This window comes from Streptomyces sp. NPDC079020 (genome assembly GCF_044542225.1).
GTDB lineage: Bacteria > Actinomycetota > Actinomycetes > Streptomycetales > Streptomycetaceae > Streptomyces.
This window is the reverse complement of the sequence record NZ_JBITUB010000017.1, coordinates 1-16,214: the sequence shown is the minus strand read 5'-3', so window position 1 is coordinate 16,214 and position 16,214 is coordinate 1. Positions and strand designations below refer to the sequence as shown.

Sequence of the window (16,214 nt, the reverse complement as noted above, 5' to 3'; positions counted from 1 at the left end):
CTTGAGGCACACGCGTCACGTTTCGGTAACCTGCCGGAAACCCTTGACGTTTGTCCTGACACGTTCTTAACCTCACTGCGTAGTACCGAAGTACCGGACCGGGTCCCTGGGGATCCGGTGGTTCGCCGGACCGGCAGTTCAGCAGTTCACGTGCTGCGGCGCTTTCCGCAGTGTTTTGACAGGCACAGACATAGACCACCTGTCGGTGGTTTCGTCATGCCTGTTTCTTGTGCTCCCCGTGCCGCCGATGGGTCTTCCTCGAAGGCGGATTCATGGCACAACGTCCGAGCGTCAAAGGCGTCGGCGACGTCGTTGCGCTCATCGATGGGCTGGGAAAGATCACCGGCCGGGCGCAAGTCATCTGGTTCCTCGTGTTCGGCGGGCTGTTCCTCGACGCCTATTCGAATGCCGCGCTGAGCGCGGGCCTGGGGCCCATGACGTCCCAGATGGAGCTGACCAGCACGCAGGTCTCGGTCCTCACGGCCACCGCTCCGGCCCTGGCGATCCTCTTCAACCCGATCGGCGGCTGGCTCGCCACCCGCTTCGGCCGGGTTCCCCCGCTGCTGCTGGCCAAGGTCTTCGCCATCGCGGGCGCCCTGACCGCCGCGTTCGCCGACGACTTCGGTGTCGTCTGGGTGGGCCGCGTCATGGTGGGCATCGCCTACGGCATCGACTTCGCCGTCGCCATGGCGCTGCTCGCCGAGTACACCCCCGCCAAGCTCGGCGGCCGGCTGAACCTGTGGCAGGCGGTCTGGTACGTCGCCACCACCAGCAACCTCGCCCTCGCGCTCCTCTTCTTCAACATGGACGTCGGCGCGGACATCTGGCGCTGGTCGGTCGGCTCCGCCGCGGTCGTCGCCATCGCCCTGCTCATCGGCCAGTGGCTGATGCTCCAGGAGAGCCCCACCTGGCTGGCCAGCAAGGGCCGGCTGGACGACGCGGTCCGCAACCTGGACAGGATCTACGGGATCAAGGCCGTCGCCGGACAGCCCGACGCGGCCACCCGGGCCGCCTCCGAGGCCCCCGCCATCGGATTCCGCCAGGCCGGAGTGCTCTTCAAGGGCGACTACCTGCCGCGCACCGTCCTGTCCTCGGTGATCTCGCTCGGGCAGTCGATGCAGTACTTCGCCGTCGGCTGGTACCTCCCGCTGATCAGCCTGACGATCTTCGGCGAGAGCTTCGAGAAGGCCACCATCGGCTCGATGGTGTTCAACGCCTTCGGCATCGCGGGCGGTCTGCTCTCCGCCTACTTCGGCCGCCGCCTCGGACTGCGCCTCAGCTCCGCGGCCGGTTTCGCCGGGGTGTTCGTCGCCCTGCTCGCGATGGGCCTGACCTTCGAGAAGGTCCCCACGGCCGTGGCGTTCCTGCTGCCGGTGCTGTTCATCCTGTGCCACTCCACGGGCCCCGGAGCCAACGGCAAGTCCATCGCCGCCCTCTCGTACAGCAGTGATGTGCGCGCACTGGGCACCGGTGTCACCGGCATGGTCGGCAGCTTCGGCAGTGTCGCCGGGCTGTACCTCTTCCCGCAGATCAAGGAATCCCTCGGCCTCGCCGACACCTTCCTGGTGCTCTCCGTGGTCCCGCTGCTCGGCATGATCACCTGCCTGGCGATCAAGTGGGACCCGATGAAGGCCGGCCAGTCCCCGGACGGGGCTGCCGCCGCGGACGCCTCCGGCGTGGGCCCGCAGGCCGATTCCCCCGAATCCGCGAAGGCCACGACCGCGCGCTGACCGTCGGCCGCGCCTGCCGCATCACACGATGGTCCCCCTCCCCTCCGTACCGCCGGATCCGTACGTACCGCTCCGTACGGCCGGCTCCGTACAGCTCGCGATGCTCGCAATGAAAGGGCTGCAATGACGCAGACGTTCCCCGGCGCCGCCCCACGGCGCGGAGTGCTGGCGATCGACGAGGGCACCACGGGCACCCGGGCCGGAGTCGTCCTCGACTCCGGCGCCGCCCACGAGGTGTTCTACCGGCCGATCAGGGTCAGCCATCCGGACGACCTCTCGGTCGAGCAGGACCCGATGGAGATCTGGACCGCGACCCTGGAGGTGGCCCGCCGCGCCGTCGGCCGGGCCCGCGAGGACGGCATCGCCATCACCGCGGTGGCGCTCTCCACCCAGCGGGCCACCGCGATGCTCTGGGACCGGGTCACCGGGCGGCCGCTGCTGCCCGCGGTGGTGTGGCAGGACCGGCGGTACGCCGCCGAGCTCACCTCGTACGAAGCGGAGTGGGACACCGCCCTGCTGGCCCGCCAGGGCCGGCCGGTCGGTGCCCGCGCACCGTTCCTCTGGGCCGCGCGGCAGATCGCCGCGCACCCGGAGGTGGCCGCCGCGCACCGCGCGGGCCGGCTGCTCTTCGGCACCGTCGACACCTGGCTGATCTGGCGGCTCACCGGTGGCGCCGTGCACGCCACGACGCCCACCAACGCCGCGTCCAGCGGTGGTTATCTGCTGGAGCGGCACGCCTGGGACGAGGAGTGGATCGGCCGGCTCGGCTTCCCGCTCGACCTGCTGCCCGAGCTGCGTTCCGACGACGCCGGGTTCGGGCACACCGACCCGGCCGCCCTCGGCATCTCCGTGCCGCTGGCCGCCTCCATGGGCGACCAGCACGCGGCCCTGCTCGCGCTCGGCGGTCTCACCGCCGGGCAGGGCATGATCATGTACGGGACCGGCGCCTTCGTGGACGCCGCGACCGGCACCGTGCCCGCCCTGCCCCGGCCGGACATCTCCGGGGTGCTCGCCCAGCCCGGCCGGCGGCAGGGCGACATCAGCCACTACAGCCTGGAGGCCTACACCTCCACCGCGGGCTCGGCGCTGCGCTGGCTCTGTGACGACCTGGGCCTCTTCGCCTCGCCGAAGGAGCTCGGTGAGGAGGCGGGCCGGGTCCCCACCCGGCCGGGCCGCACCCCGCGTTTCGTCCCGGCGCTCGCCGGAGTACGTACGCCGGTCTGGCACCCGGAGGCCACCGCCTCGCTCACCGGGCTCACCCTCGCCACCACCCGCGCCGACCTCGCCCGCGCCGTCCTCGACGGGATCGCGCACTCCGTGTGCGACCTGATCGACGGGGTCGCCGACACGATGGGCGCGCCGTTCACCCGCCTGCGGGTGGGCGGCGGGGTCTCCGGCAGCGACCCGCTCATGCAGATCCAGGCCGACCTGACCGGTCTGCCGCTGGAGCGGGTCGCCGACTCGGCCACCGCGAGCCTGCGCGGGACCGCGTATCTCGCCGGCGTCGCGCGGGGGCTCTGGTCCTCGCTGGAGGAGGTCGTCGAGGCCCAGCCGAACGGCCGGGTCTTCACACCCCGCGTCCCGGCGCCGGAGCGCGCCGCGCAGCGTGCCGCCTGGCGGGACGTCCTGATCGGCCACCTCAAGGACCCGGCGCTGCGCCCCCTGGAGGCGCCCGGGACGTAACCGCACGCCCCCCACCGACGGCACCCTCACCGTCGCCCCGGCGGACCCTTCGACCACGCGGCCGCCGTACCGAAACACCAGGAGTTGATGTTGTGATCACCTTGCCCGCCCGGAAACCACGGCGCAGCGCCGCGGCGACCCGCCGAACGCCGCTGCTGCTCGACCGCGCCGGAATCAAGCGCCGGCTGGCCGACGACACCTATGACGTCGTCGTCATCGGCGGCGGGATCACCGGGGCGTACGCGGTGCTGGACGCGGCCTCGCGCGGGCTGCGGGCCGCGCTGGTCGAGAAGGACGACTTCGCCTCGGGCACGTCCTCGAAGTCCTCGAAGATGGTGCACGGCGGCCTGCGCTACATCGAGCAGGGCAACGTCAATCTCGTACGTCACTCGCTCCTGGAGCGCCACCGCTTCCGCAGGAACGCCCCGCACCTGGTGCACCGGCTGCCGTTCCTCTTCCCGATCCTGGAGAAGGAGGGCATCTTCGACGCCCGCCTCGCCAAGGGCTTCGAGGGTCTGCTGTGGACCTACGACCTGGTCGGCGGCTGGCGGATCGGCAAGCTGCACCAGCGCCTCAGCGTCCCGGAGGTCCTCGCGCAGGCGCCGACGCTGCGCGCGGAGAACCTGAAGGGCGGGCTGATGTACTTCGACGCCCGCACCGACGACGCCCGGCTCGTGCTCACCATCGTCCGCACCGCGGCGGCCCTCGGGGCGACGGTCCTGAACGGGGCGAAGGCCGAGGGTCTGCTGACGCAGATGGGCAAGGTGGCCGGGGCCCGGGTCAGCGTGGACGGCGACACCATCGACATCCGCTCCCGGGCCGTCGTCAACGCCACCGGGGTGTGGACCGACGAACTGGACGCGAAGGCCGACGACGGCCACAAGCCGCAGGTCCGCCCGGCCAAGGGCGTCCACATCGTGGTGCCGTGGGAGAAGGTGCGGATCAACTGCACGGTCACCGTCCCGATCCCCGGCCGGGCCCGCCGCGCGACCTGCACCCGCTGGGGAAACAGCGTGGTGCTCGGCACGACCGACGAGGACTACCAGGGCTCCCCCGACGATGTGCACTGCACCCGCGAGGAGATGGAATTCCTGCTGGAGGGCGCCAACACCGCGTTCGAGGGGAAGCTCACCCCGGACGACGTGGTCGGCTCCATCGGCGGGCTGCGTCCGCTGGTCGGCGGCAAGGAGGGCGCGACGCTCGACATGCGCCGCGACCACCACATCACCGTCGGGCGCACCGGAATGGTGACGGTGACCGGCGGCAAGCTCACCACCAGCCGGCACATGGGTGAGCTGGTCATCGACAAGGTGATGACGGTGCTGGGCCGCAAGGGCTCCAGCCGTACCGCGAACCTCCCGCTGCTCGGCGGCGCCGGTTACGACGCCGAGGCGGTCGCCGCCTCCGGTGGCATCGCCGCGCACCTGGGCGAGCGGTTCGGCACCGAGGCCCGCTTCGTCGGCGACCTGATCCAGGACGACCCGTCGCTGGCCGAGCCGATCGTCGCCGGGCTCCCGTACACCGAGGCGGAGGTCGTGTACGCGGCCCGCGCCGAGCTGGCCCGCTCGGTCGACGACGTGCTCTCCCGCCGGCTGCGGGCCCGGCTGTTCGCCCGGGACGCCTCCGCCGACGCGGCCGCCGCGGTCGGCGCGATCCTCGGCCGGGAACTGAACCTCACACCGGCCGAGGTGGAGCGCTCGGTCTCCGAGTACCTCGCAGCCGTCCGTCACGAAAAGTCCGTACTCCTCGAAGGGGCAGCAGCATGATCAGCCGTCAGACCATCACCCACCCGTTCAACCGGGGCAACTACACGATCGGCGCCCCCAGCTTCGCCAAGTGGGCGCAGAACACCCCCGTCGGCGACGGCGAGGCCGCGCTCCAGAGCGACCCGGTCGAGGTCCCCGAGAGCGTGATCGAGGCGCTGCGCGGGGCCGCGCACGCCGTGCACACCGCCCGGGACGAGGTCGTCACCCGGACCCGTGACTGGTGGGCCGGGTCGATGATCGGTGAGACCGAGGGCCGTCCCGCGACGCCGGACGCCGTGGTCGTCGAGGCCGCGGACGCGGACCAGATCGCGGCCGTGCTGCGGATCTGCCACGAGGCGGGCATCCCGGTGACCCCGTCGGCCGGCCGCTCCAACGTCACCGGTGCGGCGCTCCCCGTCTTCGGCGGGGTCGTGCTGGACGTCTGCGCGCTGAACCGGATCACCGGCTTCGACGCCGAGTCGAACGTGGTGGACGTCGAGGCGGGCATGTTCGGTGACCTCTTCGAGAAGCAGCTCCAGGAGGAGTACGGCGTGACGACGGGCCACTGGCCCTCCGCGTTCGCCGTCTCCACGGTCGGCGGCTGGATCGCCTGCCGCGGTGCCGGTCAGCTCTCCACCCGGTACGGCAAGATCGAGGACATGGTCGTCGGGGTGGACGTCATCCACGCGGACGGCACCCGTGCCACGTACGGCGACTACGCCCGCGCGGCGGTCGGCCCGGACCTGCGCCAGCTGTTCATCGGCTCGGAGGGCACCCTCGGCGTCATCGTCTCGGCCCGGCTGCGGGTCCACCCGCTGCCCGAGTACGCCAACGCCGTCGCCTACGGCTTCGCGACCTTCGCGGAGGGCCTGGACGCCTGCCGCCGGATCATGCAGCGCGGTGCGACGCCGGCCGTTCTGCGCCTGTACGACGCCCTGGAGTCGGGCACCCACTTCGGCCACCCCGACACCAATCTGCTGCTCATCGCCGACGAGGGCGACCCGGCGATCGTCGACGCGTCGATCAAGGTCGCGTCCGAGGTCTGCGCCGCCTACGGCCCCGAGCTGGACAGCAAGGCGGTCTTCGAGCGCTGGCTGGACGAGCGGATGCTGGTCGGCAAGTCGGCGGACGGTTTCAAGCCGGGCCCCGGCTTCGTCGCCGACACCCTGGAGATGGCCGCCTCCTGGGCCGACCTCCCGGTGATCTACGACGAGGTGGTCGCCGCGATCCAGTCGGTGGACGGCACCCTGGCGGCCTCGGCCCACCAGTCCCACGCGTACACCGACGGTGCCTGCGTCTACTTCTCGCTGCGCGGCGATGTGGCGCCCGGGTCGCGCCGCGACTGGTACCGCTCGGTGTGGGACGCGGCCAACGCCGTACTCATCAAGCACCGGGCGGCCCTCAGCCACCACCACGGCTGCGGTCTGCTGCGCGGCCCCTACCTGGAGGAATCCCTCGGGGCGGGCTTCGCGACGTTCGTCGCGGTGAAGGCGGCCCTGGACCCGGCCGGGATTCTCAACCCTGGCAAACTGGGCCTTCCCAGCCGATTCGGTACGTCCCCGCTGAACTGACCCCAGCAGCCGCGAACCCCTTCCCAGGCAGGCTCTCGCCATGACCCCTTCCCCCTCCCGGTTCAGCGCCCCGCTCGATCCCCGGCTCGCCTCGGCCTTCGCCGAGGTGCCGGTGATCGCGTCGGTCGTCGGCACCCAGCCGCTGCGGCAGTTCCTGACCGCACCGGCCAGGGTGTGCATCCTCGCGTCGTTCGCGGTGGGGCAGCTGCCCCAGGTCGTGCCGGCGCTGGGCCGGGCGGGGAAGACCGTGTTCGTGAACGTGGACAGCAGCCCCGGTCTCGCGCAGGACCGGGGCGCGCTGGAGTTCATCAAGAACATGGGCGCGCACGGCGTGGTGAGCACCCGGCTCTCCCTCATAGAGAAGGGCCGCCCGCTCGGCCTGCTGACCATGATGAAGGTGTTCGTCACCGACCGGTCCAACCTGCGCCGTTCCACGGACGCGATCTCCCGCGGGGCGCCGGACCTGGTCGAGATCATGCCCGCCCCGATCGTCGGCCGGATGACCGCGCAGGCGCAGCGCGCGATGTCCCCGTCGGTCGCCGCGGGCTTCGTGGAAACCCCCGCGGACGTGGCGCTCGCCCTGGCCCTCGGATCGGCCGCGGCCGCCACCTCCGACCCCCGCCTCTGGCATCTGCGCCGGGACCAGCTGCCGCCGGTTCCGCCGTCCGCCCTCAAGAGGCCCGCCGCACCACAGGAGTAGTCCCCGTGAGTTACGTGATCGTCGCCCGCTACCGCACCGAGCCCGGCGAGGAGGACACCGTCCTGTCCCTCCTCGACGCGATGGCCGCCGCCTCCCGCGAGGAGCCCGGCAACCTCGGCTACCGGGTCCACCAGGGCATCGAGGACCCCCGTGCGATCGTGCTGTACGAGGAGTACGCCACCGAGGCCGACTTCACCGCGCACTGCGCGACCCCGCACTTCCAGGACATCGTGCTCGGCAAGGTCGTCCCGCTGCTGGAGAGCCGCGACGTGCTGCGCTGCGCTCCGCGTGAGCAGGTGCGGGCATGAAGACCCGTGCGGTGGTGCTGCGCGGGACGTCGACGTCCCGCCCCTACTCCGCGACCCGCCCGGTCGAGGTGGAGGAGCTGACCCTCGGCGCACCGCGCGAGGGCGAGGTACTGGTCCGCATCGCGGCCGCGTCCCTGTGCCACTCGGACCTCTCCGTGGTCAACGGCGACCGGGTCCGCCCGCTGCCGATGGCCCTCGGTCACGAGGCGGTGGGCGTGGTCCAGGAGACCGGTCCCGGTGTGCGCCGCTTCTCCGCCGGCGACCATGTGGCTCTGGTCTTCGTCCCGAGCTGCGGTTTCTGCGCGGACTGCGCGGCGGGCCGCCCCGCCCTGTGCGCGCGTGCGGCCGCGGCGAACGGTTCGGGAGGCCTGCTGCACGGTCCCCCGCTCCTGACGGACGCCGCCGGCCGGACGGTCCACCACCAGCTCGGCGTGTCCGCCTTCGCCGAACACGCCGTGCTGGCCCAGGAGTCACTGGTCCCGATCCCGAAGGACGTGCCGTTCGCCGTCGCCTCGATGTTCGGCTGCGCGGTCCTCACGGGGGCGGGCGCGGTCATCAACACGGCGGCCCTGCGGCCCGGCGGGTCCGCCGTCGTGTACGGCCTCGGCGGCGTCGGTCTCTCGGCGGTGCTGGGCGCCCGCGCGGCCGGGGCGTACCCGGTCGTCGCGGTCGACCCGGTGGCGGAGAAACGTGAGCTGGCCCTGCGGCTGGGCGCGACCCACGCGTACGCCCCCGAGGAGGCGATGGCCTCCGTACGCGAACTGACGGGTGGCGGGGCCGAGTTGGCGGTCGAGGCGGTGGGCAGCCCGCGGGTGATGGCGGACGCCCTGGCGGCCGTCGCCCGCGGCGGCAGGGTCGTCTCGGTGGGGCTGCCCGCCCCGGACCGCGTCCTGGAGGTCCCGGCCCTGGCCTTCGCGGGCGAGGGCAAGTCCCTGCTCGGCTCGTACATGGGCGACGCGGTTCCGCGCCGGGACATCCCGCGCTTCCTGGACCTGTGGCGGGCGGGCCTGATGCCGGTGGAGCTGATGCACACGGGCACGCTGCCGCTGACCGGCATCAACGACGCGATGGAGGAGCTGGCTTCGGGCCGGGCGATCCGTCAGGTGATCGACACATCGGGGCTGCTGGGGAGTTGAGCCCGCGCGGGCGGGTCCCGCGGCGGGCGCCGGGCGCCCCCGGGAGCGCGCGGACGCGGCCGGGGCGGTGTGCCGGAGTGTGAGGCGGGTGCGCCCGTGCTGCCGCGGGAACGACCGCCGTGCGCCTGTCGCCCGGATCCCGCACGGGGCGATTCTGGGCCCGACCGGCACACACCGACGCGCTCAGAGGCGGTTCAGCATGGCTCGTACACAGTCCATCTGCGGGGCACCGACGACGAAGGGCACCCGGTGCCGAAGGCTGGCGATGCTGGGTGCCTCACGGTGCGACCGCCATCGCGGGGACTGGTCGAAGTACACCGTCGAGCGCCGCAAGGCGATGGAGAAGCGGGCCAAGTCCCGCCGGGAGCACAGGAGGTAGCGCACCGCGGAGCCCTGTGCTCACGGTTCACCACCAGGGACCGGGATGTGCCCGCGGGCACGTCCCGGTCCGGCGGTCCCCGGCTCCGCAGCCCCGGACCGGTCCGGGCCCGGGTAGAGTGGCGGGCATGTTCCTCCCCCGTGCCTAGGACACGCGTCGACCGCACCCACCGCGTGGGTGCGTCACTCCGCTGTCCCCGCACGTTCCGGCGCCCCGGCCGCGGCCACGTACAAGCCCGTCGGCCCGGCGCCGCCTCTTCGAGGAATGTCCCCATGTCTTCACGGACACCGTCGTCGTCCCCTTCCACGTCCCCGTCCGCATCCCCCTCGTACGCGGCCGTCCTGCGCACCCGCCACGCTCCGGGCACCTTCGCCGCCGCGCTGCTGGGGCGGCTCAGCTATGGAATGGTGCCCCTCTCCCTGCTGCTGGCGGTCAAGGACACCACCGGCTCCTACTCCGCGGCGGGGGCGGTCATGGCCCTGTTCGGGGCGGCGAGTGTGCTGCTCTCCCCCGTCCGCGCCGCGCTCGTCGACCGGTACGGACCACGTCGCTCACTGCCGCTGATGGCCGGCGCGTACGCGGCGATGCTGGCGGTACTGGCCCAGGCCACCTGGCAGCCCGGCGCGCCGGGGGTCCGGCTGGGCGCGCTGGCGCTGGCCGCCGGGGTCTGCACTCCGCCGCTCGGGCCCGTCATGCGGACCGTGTGGAGCGGCCTCGTGCCGGATCGCGCGCTGCTGCGACGGGCCTACAGCCTGGACGCCGTGGCCGAGGAACTGCTGCTCGTCAGCGGACCGCTGCTGGTCGGGCTGCTGATCGAGTACGCCCGGCCCGCGGCGGGTCTGGCCATCGGCGCCGGGCTCGTGCTGGCCGGCTCGCTCGCGCTGGCGCACTCCCCCGCCGTCCGGGACATCGGGGGGCGCCCGCACGGTCCGGCGTCCGCGCCCGGCGGGTTGGCCGCAGACGGGTCCGGCGGGCGCGCACAGCTCCTGCGCCGCACGGCCGGGCTGCGGCACGCCGTGCTGGTGACGGGCGGTGTGGGACTGTGCCTCGGAGGGCTGGATCTGCTGGTGGTGGCCTTCGCGGAGCAGCGCCACCAGGGCTCGGCGGTGGCATGGGTGCTGGCCGCCCTCTCGGCGGGCAGCGCGGTCGGCGGCCTCGTCAACGGCGCCGTTGCCTGGCGGGTCCCCAGCCGGGTGCGGCTGGGGGCGTTCGCCGGTGCGCTGGGGCTGGCCCTGTTCGCCGCGGGCTTCTCGCCGAACGTTCCGGTGCTGATGGTCATGATCGCGCTGGCCGGGCTGTTCGTGGCCCCGGTCCTCACCACGGCCTATCTGCTCGCCGACGAGTGCGTCGCGCCCGGCAGCCGTACCCAGGCCGGAGCCTGGGTCAACACGGCGCTCAACGCGGGGATCTCGGCGGGCACGGCCGGGGCGGGGCTGCTGGCGGGCCGTCTTCCCCTGGCCGTGTGCTTCACCGTCGCGGCACTCCCCGCGCTGCTCGGTGCGGCGGTGGCGGCCCGCCGGGCCGGGACCGGCGGGCCGGCGAAACCGCGGCGGCCGAAGGAGCAGGCCTAGGCGACCGGGTAGCCGATGTCCTTGATGTCCTCGGCCAGTTCCGCGGGCACCCGTTCGGGACTGAGTGCCGCGACGACCTCGTCGGTCAGCGGGCGCAGCGCGAACACATGGCGCACCGCGTCGAGGTCCACCGCCATCTCGAAGTAGTCCTCGGCCCACTCCTGGTAGCTCTCCGGGCTCCGGGCCACCAGGAGCTGGAAGAGCCAGTCCGCGCCGTCCGACTCCTCGCCGTCCTCGGGGAATTCGATGGCACCGGCGTGCCACCGGTCGTCGTCGCGCTGCCTCCACAGGCACGCGGTGACGACCGGCAGGCCGTGCTCGTCGGAGAACGCGGGCTCGTCGACGTACGCCCGGAAGACCGGCGGGACGTCGTCGAGCACTCCGGGCCAGGGCACATCGTCGACGTACGGACTCATCGGTGACTCGTGGTCGAACCCGCGGAGGTAGGCGCCGGCCGGCGAGAGCACGAGGGAGTACTCGTTGCCCGATCCGTCCCGCATCGAGGCCATCGCCTCCGTCGCGGACCACCGCGCGTCGAAGCTGTGCCACCGGTAGTCCCATTCCGGGCACAGGATGGCGTCCAGCATCGCCATCGAGCGGCAGAGGTCGGTGAGGACGGGTATGTCCGGCAGCCTGCGGGCCACGTCATGAACGCTCATACGGCCATCCAACCGCACCGGCCCCGTCGGCCCGTCAGGCGGCACCCCCGGTTCCGCTTCCGCGGTCCCCGAGGCCCGGCGCGGCGTCCGCCGGTGCCGTTCGCCAGGTCTCCCAGACCTCGGCCAGCTCGGCCTCCATCCCCGGGGCCACCGTGTCCAGCAGCCGCACCTGTGCTCCGGGGCCCGCCAGCCTGGTGCCGTAGGGGTGCGGCGGGGCCGCTGGGACCGTGCCGAGCGCGGTGACGGATCCGATGACCCGGTTCGGGCCGAGGATGCCGGGCAGTTCACGGATCTCCGCGTCCCCGAGGTCCAGGTCCTCGACCAGCAGCTCCCGCCCGTCGTACGTGGCATGGGTCCGCGCCCGCAGACGCCCGCCGCGTTCACCGCTGCGGCCCAGGACCAGGGTCTCGCGCCAGAGCATCCGGGCACCCGCGGCCATGCCCACCACCATGTGGCGCTCCACGTCCGCTCCGGCCGAGATCACGAACGGCTTCGCGTCCCAGTGGAGTTCGCCGCCCTCCGCGATCTCGATCCGGGCCCGCCATGTCGACGTACCGCCGCGGTGGTCGTACGCGACCAGGCCGGACGGTTCGACGAGGCGCAGCCGTGCTCCCGGTCCCACCCTGATGCGCAGGACCAGGTCGTCGCCCGCGAGGAGCCCGGCCCGGGTGCCGACGAGGGCGATGTGCAGGGCGTCCGGGTCCGGGAGGAGGGGGCGGGGGGCCAGGAAGGCGCCGGGCGTCAGGTCCCGGGCGAGGTGGCGGCCGGTCCCGTCACGTTCGACGGTGAGCACCGTCGGTTCGGCGGCTCCCCCCGCCCGCTCGCTCACGGGTGCGCGTGGCTGTGCGGTGCCATCGGGCCCGGGTCGGTGGGGAGATGGGTACCGGATCGGTGACGCACGAGCAACGCCCGTACCCAGTCGGCCAGTTCGGCGACCGAGACCGGGTCCTTCCTGGACAGGGCCAGCACCGGGAGGCCGTCGCGGGCCGCTTCGGCGTCGGCGACCATGGCCGCCACGTCGACCTCCACGTACGGGGCGAGGTCGGTCTTGTTGATGATCAGGAGGTCCGCGCCGGTGATGCCGGGGCCGCCCTTGCGGGCCACGTCTCCGCCGCCCGCGACGTCGATGCAGAAGAGCTGCGCGTCGGCGAGGGCGGGGCTGAAGGTGGCGGTCAGGTTGTCGCCGCCGCTCTCGACGAGGACCAGGTCGAGCGGTCCGTACGCCTCCTCCAGGTCCTCGACGGCGTCGAGGTTGGCGCTGACGTCGTCGCGGATGGCGGTGTGCGGGCACGCGCCGGTCTCGACGGCGCGGATGCGCTCGGTGGGCAGGACGCCCGCCGAGCGGAGGAAGCGGGCGTCCTCGTCGGTGTAGATGTCGTTGGTGACGACGGCCATGGCCAGTTCCCCGGCGAGTTCGCGGCAGAGGGTGGCCAGGATCGAGCTCTTCCCGGTGCCGACCGGGCCCGCGACGCCGAGCCGCAGGGCGCGGGGCTGGTTCAGGGGCTCGTGGAAGTGGGGGTTGGCGCGGTCCTCGGGGCCGCCGGTGGGGGCGTGGGTCGGCGCGTGGGCGTGGGCATGGTTGTCAGGCAAGGAAGAGTCTCCGTTCGCGTCGGTCGTGTTCGAGTGCCCACTGTTCGGTGAGCAGGGCCGTGCGGGCGGGCAGTTCGCCCGGGGTCCGTACGGCGAGGGCCGCGGTCACCGCCGCCGCGGCGTCCGGCTCGGCGGCGAGGATCCAGGCCACCGAGTCGAGCGGGTCGCCGGGCAGCAGTTTGAGCGCGGCGGAGGTGATGGTCTGGAGTTCGTCGTGGACGACCGCGTGGGCCAGTTCGGCCTCGGTCGCCTCGACGACGGCGGCGAGCGCGCCGAGCGTGACGGGCCGCAGGGGGCGCGGGCGGAGCGCGGCCAGGGCGGTGACCGCCGGGTGGTCCGGGGCGAGCCGGCGGGCCAGGCGGTGCACGCCCCGGCCGAGCGTGGCGGATGCCTCGCGCAGCGGGGCGGCCGGGGTCCGCGCCGCGAGGGCGTGCTGTACGGGGCCGTAGTCCACCGGGCCTTGCCCCGCGGCGCGCAGGGCGAGGACGGCGGCGGCCGCTTCGGTGACGGCGGCGGTGTGCAGCCGGGCCCGCAGGAGTGCGGGGACGCGGTCGCGGGTGAGTCCCGCCGCGACGGCCGGTTCGAGGCCCGCGCTGTAGGTGTACGCGCCGACCGGGAGGCGCCCGTCGGCCAGCAGGAGGGGGGCGAGCACGCCCATCAGAACATGCTGTACCGCTGGGCCAGCGGCAGTTCGGCGGCGGGGGCGGGCTCGACGAGCTCCCCGTCGATACGGATGGCGAAGGTCTCCGGGTCCACGTCGATCGCCGGGAGCGCGGTGTTGTTCGGCAGGTCCGCCTTGGTGAGGTGGCGGGTGGGCCGTACGGCGACGAGCTCCCGTCGCAGGCCGAGGCGTTCGGCGAGTCCGTCCTCCAGCGCGGCGGGCGCGACGAAGCTGACGGACAGATGGGCAGCGGCACCGGCCGCCGCGGTGGGGCGCAGCAGCACCGGCTGGGTGGTGGGGATGGCCGCGTTGGCGTCGCCGAGCGGCGCGTACACCACCATGCCGCCCTTGATCACCGCTGCCGGGCGGATACCGAAGAAGGCGGGGTCCCAGAGCACGAGGTCGGCCAGCTTGCCGGGTTCGACGGAGCCGACGACATGGTCGATGCCATGGGCCACGGCGGGGCAGATCGTGTACTTGGCGACATAGCGGCGGGCGCGCTCGTTGTCGGCGGGGAGTTCGGAGCCCCGGTCGCCGAAGCGCTGCTTCATCACATGGGCGACCTGCCAGGTGCGGCAGACGACCTCGCCGATCCGGCCCATGGCCTGGGCGTCGGAGGAGGTGATGGAGAGGGCGCCGATGTCGTGCAGGACGTCCTCGGCGGCGATGGTGGTGGCGCGGATGCGGGACTCGGCGAAGGCCAGGTCCTCGGGTACGCGGGGGTTGAGGTGGTGACAGACCATCAGCATGTCGAGGTGTTCGGCGACGGTGTTGACGGTGTGCGGGAGCGTGGGGTTGGTGGACGCGGGCAGCACATGGGGGTGCGAGGCGACGGTGATGATGTCGGGCGCGTGGCCGCCGCCCGCGCCTTCGGCGTGGAAGACATGGATGCCGCGTCCGGCGATCGCGTCGAGGGTTCCCTCGACGTAGCCGGCCTCGTTGAGGCTGTCGGCGTGCAGCGCGACCTGGAGGCCGTAGGCGTCGGCGGCCTTCAGCGCGGCGTCGATGGCGGCGGGGGTGGCGCCCCAGTCCTCGTGGACCTTGTACCCTCCGGCACCGCCGAGCGCGGCCTCGCGCAGGGCTTCCTCACCGACGGTGGAGCCCTTGCCGAACAGCATGATGTTGAGCGGGACGCTGTCCAGGGACCGGTGCATCATCGCGAGGTTCCAGGCACCGGGGGTGACGGTGGTGGCCTTGGACCCCTCGGTGGCCCCGGTGCCGCCGCCGATCACGGTGGTGGTGCCGGTGGCGAGTGCCTCGTGGAGGGTCTCCGGCATCAGGAAGTGGACGTGGGTGTCGACGGCCCCGGCGGTGAGGATGCGGCCCTCGCCGGAGACGACATCGGTGCCGGGGCCGATGATCAGGCCGGGGTGGACGCCGTCGCTCATGTCGGGGTTGCCGGAGCGGCCCAGGGCGACGATCCGGCCGGCCCGGATGCCGACGTCGGTCTTGACGATGCCCCAGTGGTCGAGGACGACGACATTGGTGATGACGAGGTCGAGGGCACCCTCGGCGCGTGAGGTGGTGGCCTGGGCCATCGACTCGCGGATGGACTTGCCGCCGCCGAACACGGCCTCGTCGCCGCCGAAGCAGCGGTCCTCCTCCACCTCGATCCACAGATCGGTGTCGGCGAGGCGGACGCGGTCGCCGGTGGTGGGTCCGTAGAGCGCCGCGTAGGCGGCGCGGGTCATCTGTGCCATGTCACACGGCCTCCGTCTCCGCAGTGCGGGTTCCGGGCACCACGATGCCGGGCACCCTGCGGCGGCCACCGAGCTCGACGAGCGTGATGTCGGCGCCGACGCCGGGTTCGAAGCGCAGCGATGTGCCGGAGGGGATATCGAGGCGGAATCCCTCGGCGAGAGTACGGTCGAAGGAAAGCGCGGGATTCGCGTCCGAGAAATGCAGGTGCGAGCCGACCTGAATGGGGCGGTCGCCGTCATTCACCACGGTGAGCTGCAATTGGGTAAGCGTGTCATTGATTTTCAGTACGCCGGATCCGGTCCGGATCTCGCCGGGGATCACGGGATCGGCGAGGTGATCGTGACGAGCTTGCGCCCGTCGGGGAAGGTCGCCTCGACCTGAACGTCATGCAGCATCTCGGGAACACCTTCGAGCACGTCAGCGCGGGTCAGGACGGTTCGGCCCGCGGTCATGAGGTCCTGGACGGGAGCCCCTTCGCGGGCTCGCTCCATGGCCCAGCAGGCGAGCAGGGCGACGGCCTCGGGGTAGTTGAGGCGGACACCGCGCTCACGCCGGTCCCGGGCCACCATTCCGGCGACGCTCAGCAGCAATTTCTCCGTGTCGGACGGAGTGAGAAACATGGGAAACCTCCATGGCGGCAGTCCCCGGAATTCCCGGAATCGCCGTGACCACGTCCCTCTTATAAGAGCTCGTAACACGATCTTGTTGAAGTGTGCTGGTGGGGCGTAACCGGTGTGACGATTCGGCCGTTCGTGAGGGTGTGGGTACTCGACCGTGGAT

Annotated in this window: 16 protein-coding genes; 9 read left to right on the top strand and 7 right to left on the bottom strand. The window is 72.7% G+C overall.

Annotated elements, in window-relative coordinates:
* Positions 1 to 272: 272 nt before the first annotated feature.
* The 9 genes from ACIGJO_RS29210 to ACIGJO_RS29170 all read left to right on the top strand — a co-directional run bounded on the left by ACIGJO_RS29210 (position 273) and on the right by ACIGJO_RS29170 (position 10,823).
* Positions 273 to 1,730 (top strand): MFS transporter, encoded by a 1,458-nt coding sequence (locus ACIGJO_RS29210; RefSeq protein WP_399963159.1) that lies wholly within the window; start codon positions 273 to 275, stop codon positions 1,728 to 1,730.
* Positions 1,731 to 1,853: 123 nt separating this feature from the next.
* On the top strand, positions 1,854 to 3,413 hold the full coding sequence (locus tag ACIGJO_RS29205) for an FGGY family carbohydrate kinase (protein WP_399963157.1): 1,560 nt from the start codon (positions 1,854 to 1,856) through the stop codon (positions 3,411 to 3,413).
* A gap of 92 nt (positions 3,414 to 3,505) precedes the next feature.
* Complete coding sequence (locus tag ACIGJO_RS29200; protein WP_399963155.1) at positions 3,506 to 5,179, top strand: FAD-dependent oxidoreductase; 1,674 nt, start codon at positions 3,506 to 3,508, stop codon at positions 5,177 to 5,179.
* Positions 5,176 to 6,729: an FAD-binding oxidoreductase gene (locus ACIGJO_RS29195; protein ID WP_399963153.1), complete on the top strand. Its 1,554-nt coding sequence runs from the start codon at positions 5,176 to 5,178 to the stop codon at positions 6,727 to 6,729. Before ACIGJO_RS29200 ends, ACIGJO_RS29195 begins: the two co-directional genes overlap by 4 nt.
* Before the next feature lie 40 nt (positions 6,730 to 6,769).
* The gene (locus ACIGJO_RS29190) at positions 6,770 to 7,429 is read left to right on the top strand and encodes a glycerol-3-phosphate responsive antiterminator (RefSeq protein ID WP_399963151.1); all 660 of its coding nucleotides are present in this window, start codon (positions 6,770 to 6,772) and stop codon (positions 7,427 to 7,429) included.
* Positions 7,430 to 7,434: 5 nt separating this feature from the next.
* Positions 7,435 to 7,737 carry a putative quinol monooxygenase gene (locus tag ACIGJO_RS29185; RefSeq protein WP_399963149.1) on the top strand — a complete coding sequence of 101 codons (303 nt, stop codon included), beginning with the start codon at positions 7,435 to 7,437 and terminating at the stop codon, positions 7,735 to 7,737.
* The gene (locus tag ACIGJO_RS29180; RefSeq protein WP_399963147.1) at positions 7,734 to 8,873 is read left to right on the top strand and encodes a zinc-binding dehydrogenase; all 1,140 of its coding nucleotides are present in this window, start codon (positions 7,734 to 7,736) and stop codon (positions 8,871 to 8,873) included. The genes ACIGJO_RS29185 and ACIGJO_RS29180 overlap by 4 nt, the downstream gene beginning before the upstream one ends.
* Positions 8,874 to 9,072: 199 nt before the next feature.
* Positions 9,073 to 9,252: a hypothetical protein gene (locus tag ACIGJO_RS29175; protein ID WP_399963145.1), complete on the top strand. Its 180-nt coding sequence runs from the start codon at positions 9,073 to 9,075 to the stop codon at positions 9,250 to 9,252.
* A 272-nt stretch (positions 9,253 to 9,524) separates the two neighbouring features.
* Positions 9,525 to 10,823: an MFS transporter gene (locus ACIGJO_RS29170; protein WP_399963143.1), complete on the top strand. Its 1,299-nt coding sequence runs from the start codon at positions 9,525 to 9,527 to the stop codon at positions 10,821 to 10,823.
* Here ACIGJO_RS29170 and ACIGJO_RS29165 read toward each other — a convergent pair.
* The 7 genes from ACIGJO_RS29165 to ACIGJO_RS29135 are packed head-to-tail and all read right to left on the bottom strand — an operon-like array spanning position 10,820 to position 16,054.
* Complete coding sequence (locus tag ACIGJO_RS29165) at positions 10,820 to 11,482, bottom strand: hypothetical protein (protein ID WP_399963141.1); 663 nt, start codon at positions 11,480 to 11,482, stop codon at positions 10,820 to 10,822. The two genes, ACIGJO_RS29170 and ACIGJO_RS29165, sit on opposite strands and share 4 nt — an antisense overlap.
* A 34-nt stretch (positions 11,483 to 11,516) precedes the next feature.
* Positions 11,517 to 12,311: an urease accessory protein UreD gene (locus tag ACIGJO_RS29160; RefSeq protein WP_399963139.1), complete on the bottom strand. Its 795-nt coding sequence runs from the start codon at positions 12,309 to 12,311 to the stop codon at positions 11,517 to 11,519.
* Complete coding sequence (ureG, locus tag ACIGJO_RS29155) at positions 12,308 to 13,072, bottom strand: urease accessory protein UreG (protein WP_399963137.1); 765 nt, start codon at positions 13,070 to 13,072, stop codon at positions 12,308 to 12,310. The genes ACIGJO_RS29160 and ureG overlap by 4 nt, the downstream gene beginning before the upstream one ends.
* Positions 13,065 to 13,730 carry an urease accessory protein UreF gene (locus ACIGJO_RS29150; protein WP_399963135.1) on the bottom strand — a complete coding sequence of 222 codons (666 nt, stop codon included), beginning with the start codon at positions 13,728 to 13,730 and terminating at the stop codon, positions 13,065 to 13,067. The genes ureG and ACIGJO_RS29150 overlap by 8 nt, the downstream gene beginning before the upstream one ends.
* On the bottom strand, positions 13,730 to 15,433 hold the full coding sequence (locus ACIGJO_RS29145; protein ID WP_399963133.1) for an urease subunit alpha: 1,704 nt from the start codon (positions 15,431 to 15,433) through the stop codon (positions 13,730 to 13,732). The genes ACIGJO_RS29150 and ACIGJO_RS29145 overlap by 1 nt, the downstream gene beginning before the upstream one ends.
* Position 15,434: 1 nt before the next feature.
* Positions 15,435 to 15,755: an urease subunit beta gene (ureB, locus tag ACIGJO_RS29140; protein ID WP_399963131.1), complete on the bottom strand. Its 321-nt coding sequence runs from the start codon at positions 15,753 to 15,755 to the stop codon at positions 15,435 to 15,437.
* A complete protein-coding gene (locus ACIGJO_RS29135; protein ID WP_329942655.1) occupies positions 15,752 to 16,054 on the bottom strand; it encodes an urease subunit gamma in 303 nt (100 codons plus the stop codon). Before ACIGJO_RS29135 ends, ureB begins: the two co-directional genes overlap by 4 nt.
* Between the last annotated feature and the right edge of the window lie 160 nt (positions 16,055 to 16,214).